Origin of the sequence: Desulfofalx alkaliphila DSM 12257, assembly GCF_000711975.1 — a bacterium.
Lineage (GTDB): Bacteria > Bacillota > Desulfotomaculia > Desulfotomaculales > Desulfohalotomaculaceae > Desulfofalx > Desulfofalx alkaliphila.
The window spans coordinates 64486-81659 of sequence record NZ_JONT01000003.1 but is presented as its reverse complement, the minus strand read 5'-3'; the positions used below and the strand labels follow the sequence as shown (position 1 = coordinate 81659).

Annotated in this window: 13 protein-coding genes; 12 read left to right on the top strand and 1 reads right to left on the bottom strand. The window is 37.8% G+C overall.

From position 1 onward, the window contains the following. Nucleotides 1-37 precede the first annotated feature (37 nt). Entirely contained in the window at nt 38-742 is a 705-nt protein-coding gene (locus BR02_RS0103275; protein ID WP_031514153.1) for an LCP family protein, read from the bottom strand. 607 nt (nt 743-1349) lie between these two features. Between BR02_RS0103275 and BR02_RS0103270 the strand changes: the two genes are divergently transcribed. The 12 genes from BR02_RS0103270 (at nt 1350) to BR02_RS0103215 (ending at nt 17055) form a co-directional block, all read left to right on the top strand. Further along, the gene (locus BR02_RS0103270; RefSeq protein WP_051688103.1) at nt 1350-3698 is read left to right on the top strand and encodes a copper amine oxidase N-terminal domain-containing protein; all 2349 of its coding nucleotides are present in this window, start codon (nt 1350-1352) and stop codon (nt 3696-3698) included. A 109-nt stretch (nt 3699-3807) separates the two neighbouring features. After that, the gene (locus BR02_RS0103265; RefSeq protein WP_169738565.1) at nt 3808-4878 is read left to right on the top strand and encodes a TolC family protein; all 1071 of its coding nucleotides are present in this window, start codon (nt 3808-3810) and stop codon (nt 4876-4878) included. Nucleotides 4879-5055: 177 nt separating this feature from the next. Then, on the top strand, nt 5056-7518 hold the full coding sequence (locus BR02_RS0103260; RefSeq protein WP_031514146.1) for an O-antigen ligase family protein: 2463 nt from the start codon (nt 5056-5058) through the stop codon (nt 7516-7518). A gap of 65 nt (nt 7519-7583) precedes the next feature. After that, entirely contained in the window at nt 7584-9407 is a 1824-nt protein-coding gene (locus BR02_RS0103255) for an SDR family NAD(P)-dependent oxidoreductase (protein WP_031514144.1), read from the top strand. Nucleotides 9408-9449: 42 nt separating this feature from the next. After that, a complete protein-coding gene (locus BR02_RS0103250; RefSeq protein ID WP_031514142.1) occupies nt 9450-10295 on the top strand; it encodes a YveK family protein in 846 nt (281 codons plus the stop codon). Nucleotides 10296-10424: 129 nt separating this feature from the next. Next, entirely contained in the window at nt 10425-10784 is a 360-nt protein-coding gene (locus BR02_RS0103245; protein ID WP_031514140.1) for a four helix bundle protein, read from the top strand. Between the two features lie 98 nt (nt 10785-10882). Beyond that, nucleotides 10883-11959, top strand: coding sequence for a DegT/DnrJ/EryC1/StrS family aminotransferase (locus BR02_RS0103240; protein WP_031514138.1), 1077 nt, complete (start codon nt 10883-10885; stop codon nt 11957-11959). Then, complete coding sequence (locus tag BR02_RS0103235; RefSeq protein WP_114638776.1) at nt 11960-12640, top strand: sugar transferase; 681 nt, start codon at nt 11960-11962, stop codon at nt 12638-12640. Then, nucleotides 12637-13257, top strand: coding sequence for an acetyltransferase (locus BR02_RS0103230; protein WP_031514134.1), 621 nt, complete (start codon nt 12637-12639; stop codon nt 13255-13257). Before BR02_RS0103235 ends, BR02_RS0103230 begins: the two co-directional genes overlap by 4 nt. A gap of 110 nt (nt 13258-13367) precedes the next feature. Then, nucleotides 13368-14642 (top strand): glycosyltransferase family 4 protein, encoded by a 1275-nt coding sequence (locus BR02_RS0103225; protein WP_031514132.1) that lies wholly within the window; start codon nt 13368-13370, stop codon nt 14640-14642. Continuing rightward, nucleotides 14642-15862, top strand: a complete 1221-nt coding sequence (locus BR02_RS0103220) for a nucleotide sugar dehydrogenase (protein ID WP_031514130.1) — start codon at nt 14642-14644, stop codon at nt 15860-15862. The genes BR02_RS0103225 and BR02_RS0103220 overlap by 1 nt, the downstream gene beginning before the upstream one ends. A 44-nt stretch (nt 15863-15906) precedes the next feature. Next, on the top strand, nt 15907-17055 hold the full coding sequence (locus BR02_RS0103215; protein WP_031514127.1) for a glycosyltransferase: 1149 nt from the start codon (nt 15907-15909) through the stop codon (nt 17053-17055). Nucleotides 17056-17174: the final 119 nt, after the last annotated feature.

Below are 17174 nucleotides of genomic sequence, written 5' to 3'. Positions count from 1 at the left end.
ATTCATCGCGCCCTAAAACGTGCATTATTACATGCAATTACCCCGTAACCTCTTGCAAAACCAACTCCCAGGCCTCATCCTCCACAAACCGTACCTTCTGCCCATCAACAAAATAATCTTCCCCCGGCACCGCCCGCTTCTTCATGGTATCCACCCCATGACTACGCACTGCCCAAAACACCGTCAATACATCCCGCTCCCGAAAATTAGTCTCAATATTAGTCATAAAAACATAGGTCAAATAAGGTAACCGTATCAACGCATCCGGCTGAAACAACCGTCGAGCCAATGCCTGCACTACCGCCTGATCATCCCGCCGTATCTCCTGCAATGTCCCCTCAAAGGCATCAACCACAGTGGTAGTATCTTCTCCTACTAAAATCTCACCCAATATCCTGCTGGTATACTCCACAGCCTTCTGTTCAATACTCACATAACTATGGATAGTAAAATCAAACTTATTCTCTAATAAAGAAATTAAACTATCACGCCCTTGAAGAGAATAATACTCTTCAACAGAAACATACATCTCACCCAAGGGCACCTGAACATACCGCGGCACCGCAATAACACCGGTGCGTTCACTCTCAGGCTTGACACACATCAAAGTAGCAGCCTTCAACCGCCCATCATCCGTCCAAAGCACAATCACATTAACATCAGAAGAAGCATGAGAAGGTTTAGATATTAATCCAAATGAAAAAAACATTACCAGAATTAACACTAAAACCCTGTAGTACATCCAACCACCCCATCCAAACCACAGAAATTACCTTATATGCGTAGGGGCGGGTTTCCATGCCCGCCCTCTCCCACACAAACACACCTATATAATACACCTCGAAATGGAATCTTATACCCACCATTAACATATAATGCATATTGTTTAACCAAAAACATAAAAAACTGGGAACAAAAACAAAACAACTCCCGTCTATTATGTTGGAAGCACTTACAACCGCTTCCTTTAATGTTGCGATAGACCCAAAAATTTAGCATTTGGTAAAAAAATTACAACCAAATGGGAACCTTTTTGGAAAACATCTCGTCTATCGTAATGTATCGGCAAAACAGTAATTTTTAAACTGCCGATAAAAAAAGACCCATATTAGAAGGGTTTTTGCCACTTGATGTAGAAAACACCATACTTAGCAATTGGTGCCCAATACTATCAGATTATAACAAATGGCAAAAACCTCGGCACCTTTTCATAATTCTTATTGAAAGGGGGGATGGCGAACCTAATCAAGGGGGATGGTTCGTCCTAACTAACTAATCAATAACTTGGTCAATAGACCAACCGGTATAAAGTCCGGGAAAACAAAACAACAACTTAGGAGGGAAACAAATTGAACTTTAAGAGATCAAAAAGAACCATGGCTATTATGCTGGCTATGGTAATGATGTTCAGCATGCTGTTGCCAGTAAGTGCATTTGCTAGTGGCACTGAGTACAGAGCACTATTGGCACCCAGTGTTAATGATGGCGAATGGGGCAATGTTGGTTCTATGTTGATTAAAGTTGATGGTGGTATCCTTGATGATTCCGGAAACTCTGTTAGTTTAAGGTTGCCAGCCGACTTTGAAATTGGTACCGAAATAACTGTATCAGGCTCTACCTATTCAATAAAAGCTGGTACTGATCAAAGGAACAGCGGAATTACATCTGGTACCGATACCGTAAGAATTACTGTTCCTAGTAACTATGCTGGGGACACCAACGAATTGTCTATAAATGACATAGAGGTTCAAAGATTAACTCAAAATGAGTTTATGATTACAGTGAATGCTGTTAGCATCGCAGGTGAAAACGCTTTCATCAGAATAGATTTCCCTAACGTATATGTTAAAAACGGATACAGCGGTCCTGTTACAGTAACAGCAAGTGCACCTAGCAACTCTGCTTTTACTAGCGGTAGTGTAAACCTCGGTAGTGTAGTTACTGGCAGTGACAAAGTTGAGTTGGCTGTAACCAATACTCCTACCTTTAGTAGCGAAGGTACCAGAGATGGCGACCATGTGGTAATCCGTGTAACTGAAAAGAAAGCTGGGGCTCTGGAAAAAGGAAGAGATTCCTTAAGACTCAGACTGCCCAGCGGTTTTGCTTGGGCCGATGCGGATGTTAACACAATTTGGGGTGATGAAGTAAAAACCGATGGTACCGGTGACGTGAAGCTCACAATGAATGGCATAGGCGATGATGAGCTTAGAATCGATATGAATAAGAAGACCTCAAAAGAAACTACTTTTGAATTAATATTAGCAGTTGAAGTTGACGATGAAACTGATGCTAAAGTTGGTGAAGTGACCGTACAAGTACGTGGTAAGAGTGACTTCTCACCATCATCCTTGGTAATTGGTAGCTATGGTGACTATGATGTTACAATCTCTACCAAAGATGTTCCTACCATCTATTCTGGTCAAGTTGAGCAAGAAGTAGCTGAAGTAGTAATTAAAGAATCTGTACAAAAGAGTTTGATTGATGGCCGCACCATTACTATAACTTTGCCTTCACATGCTAGATGGGGTGAAATAGATAGTGATAGTGATGCAGGCGTAAAACTTGAGTTTGATGGATTTACCGGTACCGATGGTAAAACTGCTAGATGGAAGGTTGTTGGAGAATCCAACGATGCAGCTGAGCTTTCCTTAGGAGACTTAGAAGTAGTAGTACAGCCTGGTTTCTCTGGTGACTTAGTGGCTGAAATCGGCGGCACTGCAGGACTGAAGGGTGAAGTCGTTTTAGCTAACGTAATTAAGCCAGTAACCATCTCTGCTAGTGGTGTTACTAACGTAGCCATTGGCTCAGTTTCTAAAGCTGGTGACTTAACTATCACTGAAAACGACGAACGTGCAATTAAGAAAGATAAAGATCTTATAGTTGAATTGCCACAAGGTGTTCGTTATGCTAGCACACCGAAAGTCGAAGTTACTGAAGGTGACCTGAAGATTGACACCTATGGTTTAACAACTAGGTCATTAGGTGGCCACGATGACAGAGTACTCGTTATTCCGATTGATAGTGAAAGTACAGAAGCCAGTACAATTAAAATTACCGGAATTGAGTATGTAGTAGACCGTACTGTACCTGAAGCTGACATTTCTGTAAGTATTAAGGGTGCAGCAGTAAACGAAGTTAACGATAGAAATGAAGTTGAAGATTACTACAGAGGAACTCTGAAGTATGAATCCAGTGATGAAAGAGTTGTAGATTCTAGTCATAGCGACAGAACTGTATTCAGAACAACCGATGGGGCTATCTTCCCGAACAACAACACCGTAGACAAAGCAGTAAATGCTAAAGTAACCACTCCTGCTCAAGGTGACGCTGGTTTCGCGATGTTCACTGTTGGTAGCACGATCTACAACGTAGATGGCACCATGAGAGTAATGGACGCTGCTCCTTACATTAAGAACGATCGCACTTATGTACCTGTACGCTTCTTAGCATATGCTCTGGGCGTAGATGAAGATGACGTAGCTTACGAAGGTGGAGTAGTTACCCTGACTAAGGGTGACACCACTGTAGCACTGACAATTGGTAGCAACAGCATCGATGTTAATGGTAGTGTAACTACTATGGACGTAGCTCCAGAAATTAGCAACGATCGCACCATGCTACCTGCCCGCTTTGTAGCTGAAGCTTTTGGAGCTACAGTAGGTTTTGCAAGCGGTCAAGTAGTAATCGACATGAAATAAGAACTATTTAGGCTAATTGAAAGCCCGGCCCTTAGGGCCGGGCTTTCATCATATCTTAACATGTGAAAAATTTAGAGGTGATATAGTGACAAAATGCTTAAGGTTACTATTGATTACTGTTATTGTGTTCGCTGTATCTATTTCACCCACATGGGCGAAAGAACCAGTAACCCCGGAGTTAACATTACAAACGGCAATAGATAATGCTATTGCCAATGCATACAGACTCCAAGTTGCACAATATGAAATTGATCGCAGTAAAGAAGTGCGAGATTTTATCAATGACAAAGTTTTGTTTATTCCCGCAGAACCAACGCCCAATTCTAATGCTGCTCGTACATTTACAAACCTAGTTCAGGCGGATTTAGCATGGCAGAGTTCAATGCGGGATTATACAGCAACAGAGGATAGTGTAGCTATGTCTACCATCAAAGCCTATAACGAGGTGTTGCAAGCACAAGAAAATGTTAGGTTGGCTCAATTAAATTTAGAAAATAAAGAATGGGTTAATAAGATGTCGATAATCAGCCGTCAAATTGGGATGGTTGATAACTTAGGTTCAGTCAGCGCCCAGTCAGACTATATGACAGCTAAAAACCAACTGTCTGCTACCAATAAAGCATTAGACGATGCCTATCAGAAGCTAAATAATTTAATCGGCCTATGGCCTCAAGACCGACCAGTTTTAGTTGACCATCCACAACTGTCACCGCTAGAAGTGGATAATCTAGAATCTTCTGTGAACCGAGCAGTTAGCAGAAGCCCCGCTGTCTGGATGGCAGAACAAAACATTACTTTTAATAGACTCAACCGGAGTCTATACGATGTTACGGATCCTTTTAACACTGTGCCTTATGAGGCTGTAGATATTGAAGTTGATAAAGCGAGAGTTACTGCTAATGATATAAAAAATCAAACCCGTCTAGCTGTGCGCTCTTTCTACTATACAGCTGAACAATTAGAAAAACAATATAGTAGTGTACAGGAAAAATTACGTGTAGCGGAAGAAAACTTGCGCGTTGTAAAAATAAAAAATGACGTAGGTATGACCACAAAAACTGATTTGTTGAATGCAGAATTTGCAGTTGAGCAAGCTAAGAACGAACTGTTGAATATCATATGCCAACATCAATTAATGGCTATAGCATTTGAAAAGCCTTGGGCCTACGCCATGCAGTAACTAAATAAGCTACTAAGCGTCCAGTTATTTTTTGGACGCTATTTTCTTTTTTATAGAGCTACTTAATTTGTAAGCGCTTACCATACACCGACAGTTTTAGAACAAAAAAAGAAGGAATTTAAGCTTGTTTGTAGAAAAATTAGAGATGTAGTTTATATATTTTAAGGATGTTGAACAATGACAAAAAAGACACGAAAAAGAAAAGTAGAACAGAACCTACAGGCCAAACCTTGGACGTTAGGCAACCTAGTATTCGGTGCCATGATATTAATACTACTAATATCCCCCTATTTTCGCGGCTTGTTTTTCAGAGAAGACTATTTCACCGTACACCTATTAAGCATCGTTCTCTTACTTGCTTTACTAGTTAAATATTTTCTCGATAAAGATATCTACCTTCCTAACAGGGCGGTTGATATAATACTGTGGGGCCTGCCTGTTGCGTATTTTCTGTCCCTTTTTGTAGCAGCAGACCCCGGCCTTGCCAGAGATGAACTGCTGAGGAATATTCATTATGTAGTTATTTACTACATCTTATTAATAACTATGATAACTAGAGTACACAGATACATAGCCCTTAATGTCATCGTCATAACCGCCGTTTGGACAGCCTTATACGGCTACGGTGTTGCTATGAGCACCTGGGAATTTAATGATGCAGTATTATGGGGATGGTCTTCAAGAATAGCCTCTGTTTATCAATACCCCAATACACTAGCCGCAATATTAGGCGCAGGCATATTCATCAGCCTTGTAATGGCACTTAAAACATACTATAAAAACCAGGAATTAATAGAAGTAGATACTATTAAAACCACCACAGCCACTGCCTTATATTTAGCTGCCTCTACCTTAATGTTTTCGGTATTTATTCTTACTTATTCCCGTGGGGCATGGCTAGTATTTGCTGTTGTTTATGGTATCTCGTTATTGATAGTCCCCCTTAGGGATAAAGTGCCATATATAGTATACACAGCAATATCCTTTGTCCCGGCCATGCTGGTGTATATAAAAGCCAATAGCATCATGAGTGCGACCTTTCAAGTTAACGTAAGAAACCAAGAGATGGCCATACCTGAAGGTGGTTGGCTAGTATTACTGGGGGCAATAGCAACAGCTATTGTTTTATCAGCAATATATTCTTTTATACACCACCAATCTAAAGATAACAATAAAAAATTATTGATAAGCCAGGCAGCCACCATGGTGGTAATGATAGTTATCTTTACTGCTGGCATGGTGTATGTGGCACCCTCTATTGCACCAACTAGTGAGGAAGAGCCACATATATTACAAACATTAATCAACAGGGTAGAAACTTTTCAAAGTGTCGAAGAAGATAGCAGTGCCTCAACACGCTTGGTGTTCTATGAAGATGCGGTAAAAATATATAAAGATCATCCCATTCTAGGTGCTGGGGGCGGTGCGTGGAATGCCCTGTTTGAGAAATATCAGGGCTATTCTTACTACAGTACCCAGGCCCACATTTATTACCTGCAGGTGGCAGCCGAAACTGGTACCCTTGGTATAATTACCTTAACAGTGATAGTAACTGCGTTTTTAGTAACGGCAGGCCTTTTATATTGGCGAACCCGGCACCAAAACAATTATCTTTTAATAGCAATAATATTAGCGTTTTTCATGCTGATGGGCCATAATTTCTTAGATTTTAATATGTCATACTCAGCCTATGCAGTAATTATTTGGTTGCTGATGGCCATTGTATTTAGAGAAGCAATAGGCTTAGATGAAAAAGATGCAGGCGATGCTTTTACTAGCAAATTAGTTGCTTTAATTAACAAACCGATACTAAATAATAAGCACCATAGTATAGCTCTTGCAGTGTTAAGTTGCATTATTTTAGTAGCAAATGCTTTGCCTGCGATAGCGCATAGCAGCCTAAAGCAAGCTAACCAAGCCATGGCGCAGGGTGAATTGCTTATAGGTAAAATAGAACAGGCCTATAAGCTGGATTCAAAAAACATTGATGCAACCATTAGATACACAGCAGTGTTAAATTCCCTGGGCCAAGCCAGCCAAGATAAGGCTATGCAAAACAAGGCTATTGAGACCTTAACAAAACTAGAAAAAAGTGCGCCATACTCTTCAAAAACAAAACTAGCGTTGGCGGATCTACACTATCAAAATGGTAATATAAATGAGGCTATTCAAGTACTAGAAAACGCCTTAGAAGTAGCCCCCTATAACCCGAACATTTATAGTGCACTAATAAAATATAGCTATTATTTGGCAGAGACTAATTTGATAAATAATAAAGGTAAAAGAGAAGTTGAAGAAAATCTACAATTGTTTGCACACTATTACGAGCAAAAAGTTGCGGTACTACAAGAACTAGAGGAAACAGGCAAAAGAGGTAACCGCCCCTTTAACATAACCAGGGAAGATATGCTTTACCAGGCAAAAGCCAACTACTTGCAAGGTGACTATAAAGAGTCACTAAATCTACTAAATGCAGCCCATAAAGATAAAAACCTGCAAGGGGAGACGGTGGTCTGGTTGGCGGCATGTTATAAAAAGCTTGGCGATGAAGGTAACCACCGTAAGTGGCTAAAGACTGCTGTTGAGCAAAACGAGAACAATAAACAGCGCATTGAAGAGTTGATAGTTATTGAACTTTAAGATATTGAAAAATAGCAAACAAGGTGTGTGTTTAAGTGAATAATACAATTCGGAAAGTCATTTTAATGGCTACCGATGTTATCCTGATAAATATAGCCATATATGGAGCGCTATTAATACGTTTTGACGGTGCCATACCTGGCCAGTATATAGACGCATATATAAACCTAGCACCATTTTTCACCCTAATTGTCATTGCTGTTTTCTATCTAGCCGGCTTATATAATAGGCTGTGGCAGTATGCTAGTATAGGCGAACTAGTTACCGTCATTACCGCTGTTACAGTGGGCATGGCTATAAACGTGACGGTGGCCTACTTTCTGATGGATTCAGGCTCGCACCTGCTGCCAAGGAGCGTATTTATTATTAGCTGGGTGCTTAACATAGTGATAATTGGTGGCTCAAGATTGGGCTGGCGGGTGGTTCGAGATTATGGTCTTAAAATTTACCAGCCCACAGGAGGCAAACCGGTATTAATAGTAGGTGCCGGTGATGCCGGGGTACTGGTGGCAAAGGAGCTAAAAAGTCACTACAATGGTAAAATAAACATTGTCGGCTTTGTAGATGATGATATTGATAAACAAAAACTAAAAATACTAAGCTTACCGGTTCTGGGTGATAGAAACGATATACCAAAATTGGTTAGCCAGTTTGCTATACAAGAAATAATTATCGCCATGCCTTCGGCTAAAAGGAAAGTTATCAGAGAAATTGTAACGGTTTGCCAGGATACAGAAGCCATGGTAAAAATATTACCAGGTATGTTTGAGTTGATTGATGGTGATGTTTCGGTTAATAAAATCAGAGAAGTTCAAGTAGAAGACTTACTTGGCAGAGATCCCGTGAAATTAGACTTAGAAAGCATAACCCAGTACCTCCATGGACAAGTGGTGCTGGTAACCGGGGCAGGGGGTTCAATTGGCTCAGAACTATGCAGGCAAATTATCAATTACTCACCGCGGAAATTACTGCTACTTGATAACTGCGAAAACAATGTTTATGATATAGAAATGGAGCTAAAGAATACAAATCCACATGTAAAGCAAATTCCTTTAGTAAAGGATGTGCAAGATAAAAAAGCCATAGAAGAAATATTTAAAGTATATAAACCACAGGTGGTCTTTCATGCTGCGGCTCACAAACACGTGCCTTTAATGGAGGCCAATCCCGAAGAAGCAATAAAAAACAATGTAATGGGTACATATAATGTAGCACGGTTAGCCGATTTGTACGCCTCAAAAAAATTTGTTCTTATATCCACTGACAAAGCAGTAAATCCCACCAGTGTAATGGGGGCCACCAAAAGAGTGGCAGAAATGTTTATTCAACATCTGGATAAAACCAGCAATACAAATTTTGTAGCGGTAAGATTTGGCAACGTACTTGGCAGCAGAGGCAGTGTCGTACCACTATTTAAGAAACAAATAGCTGAAGGTGGCCCGTTAACAGTAACCCACCCTGATATGATCAGATACTTTATGACTATCCCCGAAGCGGTGCAACTGGTCATCCAAGCAGGGGCCATGGCAAAAGGCGGCGAAATATTTGTTTTAGACATGGGTGACCCGGTAAAAATAATGGATCTTGCCAAAAGCATCATTAAGCTTTCTGGCTTTGAACCGGGAAAAGATATAGATATAGTGATTACCGGCATGCGCCCGGGAGAGAAACTATATGAAGAGCTGTTAACAGCCGAAGAAGGTGTCAATGCCACCACCCACAAGCGTATATATGTAGCAAAACCAAATAACTTAAACTATAAACTGATAGAAGAGAAAATTGCAGAGATTATGGCAGGGCAGCTACCTCAAAATCAAGTTGAGACAGAAATGTTTTTAAGACAGTTTATACCAAAATTCAAGGTGTGGGATAGAAAACTAACTGGTTAACATATATTTCTTAAATTATAATATTAAAGGGGTTGCCGTATTATGGAAGAAGAGATTAGCCTTCGAGAACTTATAGAGGTAATATTAGAGGGCAAATGGATAATAATTGCAGTAAGTATAGTATCGGTATTTTTTGCCGGTGTATTGAGTTTTTTTGTTCTTTCGGAAAAATATGAAGCCAGAGCCAACATCATGTTCGACAAAAAATTTGTTGAACAACAAGGCTTGTCATTAGAAAGCTATAAAGAGTTAGTGGCAACACATGCTAGGTTTGAGGCAGTATATGATGAACTGCAGTTAGATAGTAGCAATTATACTGTCAATTCTTTAAAAAAAGCAGTTAAAACTGAGCTAAATAATGACTCTAATCAAATAATGATTACTGTCTCAGGTGAAAACCCCGAGGCTATCCAAAAAATAGCTAATCAGCTAGCCTCTAATAGTGTAGTAGATTTTCGGAAGAGGCTAATAGATGATAAAGAAAGAGAACTTCTTAGAGAAGAACGGTTGTTAGATAGTATTACAGTAGAATTAGAAGAAACCCCAAAGCTATTGGGTACTACAGAAATTAGAGAAGGTGCCCATGTAATTCAAATACCACAGATTAATCCGCAATTCGAGAAACTTGCCACCAGGTGGGATGAAGCAAACCACAATGTATCACAACTGCAAGCTGAAAAGGAATACCTAGAACAGTCACTACAAACCGGCGGTAAGGGCTTATATATAATGTTGCACCCTGCCCCACTACCAGTGGAAGCAGTGGCACCCCGTAAGATGTTAAACGTGGCCATTGCAGGTGTATTAGGATTTATGGCCAGTGTGTTTTTAGTCTTCTTTAGAGACTTCTGGCGGAAGACAAAGCCGAATCAAGAACTTGGAAGTTAGATGAATAATGGACACACCGGATTTGAACGAAATTCTACAGAAACGGATGTGTCTATCATCGTTAAGAAAGTAGAAAGTAGAAAGTTGGAAGGAAACCCCTTAGTCTAACAACAAAAACGGAGAACTCTAATGTACAACGATACTAGTAAACTTATAGTTTGGCAAAAGGCACATCAGTTGGTATTAAAAACTTATGATTTAACCAAAAGTTTTCCTAAAGAGGAGCTTTTCGGTCTAACATCACAAATAAGAAGAGCAGCAGTCTCAATACCAAGCAATATAGTAGAAGGTAAAGCAAGAGGATCTAACAAGGAATACAAAAGGTTTTTATTAATGGCAAGAGGCTCTTTAGAGGAAGTGAAATACCAGCTGTTATTAGCAAAAGAATTAAAATATATTGACGAAAACAGATACAAAGAGGCATTAAAATCAGCAGAGGAAGTAGGAAGGTTGTTGAACGGACTAATGGTATCAATTTCGAAGTCCTAACCACCGTTATGCTTTCTAACTGTCCAACTTATTACTTTCTAACTATCCCGAAAGGATGACACGCATTGTCAAAAAAAATCTATCTCTCATCACCACACATGAGTGATGAAGGATACGAAATGCAATACATACAAGAAGCCTTTGATACCAACTGGATAGCGCCCCTTGGTAAGAATGTTGACGAATTTGAAAGCGAACTTGCAGATAAAGTGGGCAGCAAGGCAGCGGCAGCATTATCATCAGGCACAGCTGCAATTCACATGGCCTTAAAAGCTGCAGGGGTAGGCAAAGGAGACCTTGTTTTTTGCCCAACACTTACATTCTCTGCTACAGCAAATCCGATAATATATCAAAATGCAATCCCGGTTTTTATTGATAGTGATTATGAGACTTGGAATATGAGCCCAGAGGCATTAGAAAAAGCTTTTGAAAAATACTCACCTAAAGCTGTTATTGTAGTCCACCTCTATGGCCTATCTGCAGATATGGACAGAATTATTCAGATATGTAATAAACATAGTGTACCATTAATAGAAGATGCTGCTGAGTCATTGGGTACATATTATAAAGAAAAACATACAGGCACCTTCGGAGACTACGGTGTCTTTTCTTTTAATGGAAACAAGATCATCACCACCTCTGGTGGTGGGATGTTAGTATCTGATAATGAAGAAAGAATTGCTAAAGTAAGATTTTGGGCCACCCAGAGTCGCGACCCAGCAAGACACTACCAGCATAGTGAACTGGGTTTTAATTATAGAATGAGCAATATTGTTGCCGGAATAGGCAGAGGGCAACTTAAAGTTCTAGATCAAAGAGTCAAGAAAAAGAAATACATTTTTGAGTTTTATAAAAGGGAGTTAGGTGGGCTTGATGGTGTGGAGTTCATGCCTATCAATGAATGGAATGAACCAAACTACTGGTTAAGCTGTATGACGCTAAGTGGTAAGGTAAAACCGCTAGATATTATGGAGGCACTAGAAATAGAAAATGTAGAATCAAGGCCAATCTGGAAGCCAATGCACATGCAACCTTTCTTTGAAAAGTATGATTACATTGGCGGAGATGTGGCAGAGAAGCTATTTGAGAGTGGTATATGTTTACCATCCGATACCAAGATGAATGATGAGGATCTTGGGAGAATTGTGGAAATTGTAAAAGGGTTGTGGAGGTAAATGCAAACGAAAGTCAAAACCAATATAAGACCACCTTTGCAATCTGCCAAGGGTGGGATATATAAAAGGTATATTAAAAGGCCAATGGACTTTATCTTATCATTAATTGCAATTATAGTTCTTAGTCCGATTTTATTAATTGTTGCATTACTAGTAAGAGTTAACCTAGGTAGCCCAGTAATATTCAAGCAGAAACGGCCAGGGCTGAATGAAGGAATTTTTACTATGTATAAATTCCGAACAATGACGGATAAGAGAGACGAGAATGGAGAATTATTACCGGATGGGATGAGGTTAACACGATTCGGAAAGTTTTTAAGATCTACATCACTTGATGAACTCCCTGAACTTTTTAATATTTTAAAAGGTGATATGTCAATCATAGGCCCAAGGCCATTATTAGTACAATACCTGCCCCTTTACAATGATTATCAAAAACGACGACATGAAGTAAGGCCGGGTTTAACAGGTTTAGCACAGGTAAACGGCAGAAATGCTATTAGCTGGGAAAGCAAGTTTAACTTTGATGTAGAGTATGTAGATAGTATTAGTTTTATTGGTGATCTGAAGATTATTCTCTTAACATTCAAGAAAGTTTTTGTAAGAGAAGGTGTCAATTCAGAGAATGCAGCCACAATGGAGCCCTTCAAGGGAGATACCAAGGGAAGAGTAGAGCTATGAAAAACAAACTTCTTATAATCGGTGCCAGTGGCCATGGTAAAGTTGTTGCTGACATTGCCGTGAAAATGAATAAATGGAAGAGCATAGCATTTTTAGATGATAATGAAAGCATAAAAACCTCAATGAACTTAGAGGTGATAGGCAAATCTAGTGATGCCATAAAATATATAAATGATTATGAGATTTTTGTTGCAATAGGCAATAACAAAACAAGAGAAAAAATACTGATTGACCTTGAAATGGCAGGTGCCAGTATACCAATATTAATTCACCCTAGTGCTATTATTGGGGAACAGGTTGAAATAGATGCTGGCACAGTAATAATGGCTGGAACAGTGATTAACTGTAGCACCATGATAGGTAAAGGTTGTATAGTCAATACCGGTGCCACAATAGATCATGACTGTGTAATTGAAGATTACACTCACATATCCCCAGGTGTACATATTGCTGGTACTGTTATAGTCGGGAGGGGCACATGGTTGGGGATAGGAAGTGTTGTAAGTAATAATATAAATATTACCAGTGATTGCATAGTTGGTGCAGGTGCTGTAGTGGTTAAGGATATAACTGAAGCTGGAACATATATTGGGTTGCCTGTGAAGAAAATACATTGATATAACGTCAATGAAAAACAGAGCCGGTTTATAGAACAAAACAACATGTATTCTATAAAAGGATTTTCTACAATAAACATTACAAAGAAAAGCTCAAGGTGGACTTAAAGTTGAAGAAAAAAAACATTTGGCTATGGAATCATTATGCTACTGATATGTACCAAAATCGTGGTGGACGTCACTATTGGTTTGCAAAGAACCTGATTAAAAATGGTTATAATACAACTATTTTCTGTGCTAATGTAAGACATAATACTGGTGATGTTATAGATATTGAAGAAGGAATATATTCAACTGACACGAGAGATAACATTCCATTTGTATTTATTAAAACTCCAAAATATAAAGGAAATGGAAAAAAAAGAATTCTCAATATGATTTCATTTTATAAAAACTTATTTCCAGTAGCAAAAGAATACTCAAAGAAACATGGCAAACCAGATATTATATTAGCTTCAAGTGTACATCCACTTACATTAGTGGCAGGTATTAAAATAGCTAAAAAATTTAATATACCTTGTATTTGTGAAGTGCGGGATTTATGGCCAGAAGCTATATTTGCATTCAATAAAGTCAAAGAAAATAGCCTTCTTGGAAAAGTGCTTGTTTCAGGGGAACACTGGATTTATAAGAAAGCCGATGCACTTATATTTACAAAAGAAGGCGATACAGATTATATCAAAGAGAAGAAATGGGATTTATTTCAAGGTGGGGTTATTAATTTAAAGAAAGCATATTACATAAATAATGGTGTTGATTTAGATGCTTTTATAAAATCCTCAAACTTAAATATTCTTGATGATCCTGATTTAGAGGCAAAAAAGTTTAATGTTGTTTATGTTGGAGCAATTAGGCCTGTAAATGATGTAGGTAAAATCCTGAATGTAGCTTTGCGATTAAAAGACCATAAAGACATTCAATTTTTAATATATGGTGACGGAGACCAAAGGAAAATGTTAGAACAAAGAGTTATGGTTGAGGGTTTAACTAATGTTAAAATAAAAGGCTTTGTAAATAAACGTTTTATACCATATATCTTAAGTAAATCATCAGTCAATATTCTTAATTATTCTCAGAATCAATACAACTGGGCTAGAGGAAATAGCTCTAATAAATTATTTGAATACATGGCTTCGGGCAAACCAATTATCTCGACAGTGAAAATGGGCTACTCAATAATAGATAAGTATAAATGCGGAATTGAAATTGAAAATGCTTCTGGGGATGACTTAGCTAGAGCCATTTTAGATATAAAAGAAATGCCAAAGACACAATATGATCAACTAGGTCAAAATGCTAGGGTAGGAGCTAAAGAATTCGACTTTAAGGTTTTAACAAAAAAATTGATTCAAGTAATTGATTGTGTGACGGAGGAGAACAAATAATGGTTAATGTAATTGGTCTTGGCTATATAGGACTCCCAACAGCATTAATGCTTGCAAGAAGTGGCATTGAGGTCATAGGAACAGATATTAATCAAGAATTAGTAGATTCATTATCACAAGGCAAACTAACTTTTGAAGAAGAAGGCCTAGAAGAGCTTTTTAAGGAAGCCATAAACAAGGGTATTAAGTTTACTACTGAATATCAGAAAACAGATACCTATATAATTACTGTGCCAACACCTTTTGTTAATTCAAGTAAAAAAATTGATTGTAAGTATGTGGTATCTGCTGTAAACACTGTTCTTGATGTATGTGAAAAAGGTGCAGTGCTAATTATTGAATCAACAATATCTCCAGGTTCTATTGATAAACATATCCGTCCGGCAATAGAAAAAAGAGGTTTTACCCTTGGAGAGGATGTTCACTTAGTCCATGCCCCTGAAAGAATTATTCCAGGAAATATGATTTACGAGCTTGAATATAATTCTAGAACAATAGGTGCTGATGACTCAGTTATTGGTGAAAAAGTAAAAGAATTATACTCTAGTTTTTGCAAATCTGAAATTGTACTAACAGATATTAGAACAGCTGAAATGTCAAAGGTAGTAGAGAATACCTATCGTGATGTTAATATAGCTTTTGCTAATGAATTAGCAAAGATTTGCAGAGCAGATAATATGGATGTATATGAGATTATTCGTATCGCAAATAAGCACCCAAGAGTTAACATTCTGCAACCAGGCCCTGGGGTAGGAGGTCACTGTATATCTGTAGATCCATGGTTTTTAGTGGGCGATTATCCTGACCTAACTAACTTGATATTAACGGCTAGAAAAACTAATGACTCTATGCCTACTCATGTATTAGGTAGGATCCGAGATATAATGAGAGAGCATAAAATTAATGATATTTCTAAAATCGGCATATATGGCTTAGCATATAAAGAAAACGTTGATGACACCAGAGAAAGCCCAACATTACAACTTCTTAAAAGAATGGACGAGCATTTAGCTTTTGGAGTTAAAGTATATGATCCATTTATTAAGAAGAGAATCGTTGATCATCAATTTATGAACTTTGGAGATTTTTTAAATGAAATTGAAATACTCGTTATAATGACTGCTCATGATCATATAAAAAACAATCTTGAGTTAGTGAAAGACAAGTTAATCTTAGACACTAAAAACATCTGCAATTTTGATGGTGTTTATAAATTGTAGAGATACTTGATTTGTGAAGAAAATTTTATTTAAAGAGGGATATGATGAAAGTTTGCATTTCAAGAAATGCTGAAGCTAGAACAAACGCTGCACTGGCTAGGGTGTCAGATGCATTATGCAATGAACTCGATAGTGTTTGTATATTATCTAGAAATAGATACTCAGGAAAGACAAAAGGTATAAAAAAGAAAAATTATGCTATTGCTGATAAAATTATTGACAATTATGAAATAAACCTCAAAAGCACGCCTGGGAAAGGAATAACCAATATTATTCAGTTGATTGCCTTTCAAATAATAGTGTTCATTTGGTTTTTAAGGAACAAAGATAAGTACGATATAATACACGCATTTGATTTGGACGTTGGACTACCAGTGCTTCTAATATCGAAAATAATTAAAAAGGGATATGTTTATCATATCGCGGATTTTTATGTTGATAGCAGAAGTGCTTTACCTTCAAAGCTAAAACCATTTATTAGAAGGATAGAGTTTAAGGTGATAAATAACGCAATTTCAACGATTGTTTGTACAGAAGATAGGATAAAACAAATAGAGGGTAGTAATCCTAAAAATCTCACAGTTATTCACAATACTCCAATTGTATCAGATGAGCTTATAGATGATATGTTTAAAACCAAAAAAGAGGATACCCATAAACAAAAGGTCGTTTTTACTTATGTAGGTGGTTTAGGCAAGAGCAGATTTATAAAATCAGCTTTAGAGGTGATAAAGGATTATCCACAAATAATACTTAATATTGCTGGTATGGGGACATTAAGTAACTATGTGGAGGATATGAGTCGTAAATATTCTAATATTAATTATTATGGAATGATAGATTATACAGAAGCTCTTAGACTTTATTCTAAAACTGATTTTATGTTTGCTTTGTATGATCCGGGAATACCTAATCATAAATTTTCTGCACCCAATAAGGCTTATGAGGCTATGATGCTAGGTAAACCAATAATTGTAGCAAGAAACTCTGGCATTGATAGAATTGTCAATGATAATAAGATGGGGTATGTCATTGATTATTCTGAAGAGTCATTTAAAGAATTACTTAACAGGATAATTAGTCGATCATTAGATTGGGAAGAACTTGGTAAAAATGCTAAAGTTGCGTACAATAATTATTCGTGGGCGGAAATGAAAAAGAGATTAATAGAATTATACAAACATATAACATAAGCTAAGTGCAATATTTTAAAAGTCTAGATTTTAAGAATAAGAAGATTACGGATGTATGAGAAAATAAAGACTCAAAAAAGTTTAGTCTTCTTGGTCTTGTTATTTTTAGAGAATTATTA

Excerpts from the sequence above, each read along its gene's own strand:
- BR02_RS0103215 (WP_031514127.1), top strand. The coding sequence starts at position 15,907 with ATGAAAGTTTGCATTTCAAGAAATGCTGAAGCTAGAACAAACGCTGCA.
- BR02_RS0103260 (WP_031514146.1), top strand. The coding sequence starts at position 5,056 with ATGACAAAAAAGACACGAAAAAGAAAAGTAGAACAGAACCTACAGGCC.
- BR02_RS0103275 (WP_031514153.1), bottom strand. The coding sequence starts at position 742 with ATGTACTACAGGGTTTTAGTGTTAATTCTGGTAATGTTTTTTTCATTT.
- BR02_RS0103220 (WP_031514130.1), top strand. The coding sequence starts at position 14,642 with ATGGTTAATGTAATTGGTCTTGGCTATATAGGACTCCCAACAGCATTA.
- BR02_RS0103250 (WP_031514142.1), top strand. The coding sequence starts at position 9,450 with ATGGAAGAAGAGATTAGCCTTCGAGAACTTATAGAGGTAATATTAGAG.
- BR02_RS0103245 (WP_031514140.1), top strand. The coding sequence starts at position 10,425 with ATGTACAACGATACTAGTAAACTTATAGTTTGGCAAAAGGCACATCAG.
- BR02_RS0103235 (WP_114638776.1), top strand. The coding sequence starts at position 11,960 with ATGCAAACGAAAGTCAAAACCAATATAAGACCACCTTTGCAATCTGCC.
- BR02_RS0103230 (WP_031514134.1), top strand. The coding sequence starts at position 12,637 with ATGAAAAACAAACTTCTTATAATCGGTGCCAGTGGCCATGGTAAAGTT.
- BR02_RS0103240 (WP_031514138.1), top strand. The coding sequence starts at position 10,883 with ATGAGTGATGAAGGATACGAAATGCAATACATACAAGAAGCCTTTGAT.
- BR02_RS0103255 (WP_031514144.1), top strand. The coding sequence starts at position 7,584 with ATGGCTACCGATGTTATCCTGATAAATATAGCCATATATGGAGCGCTA.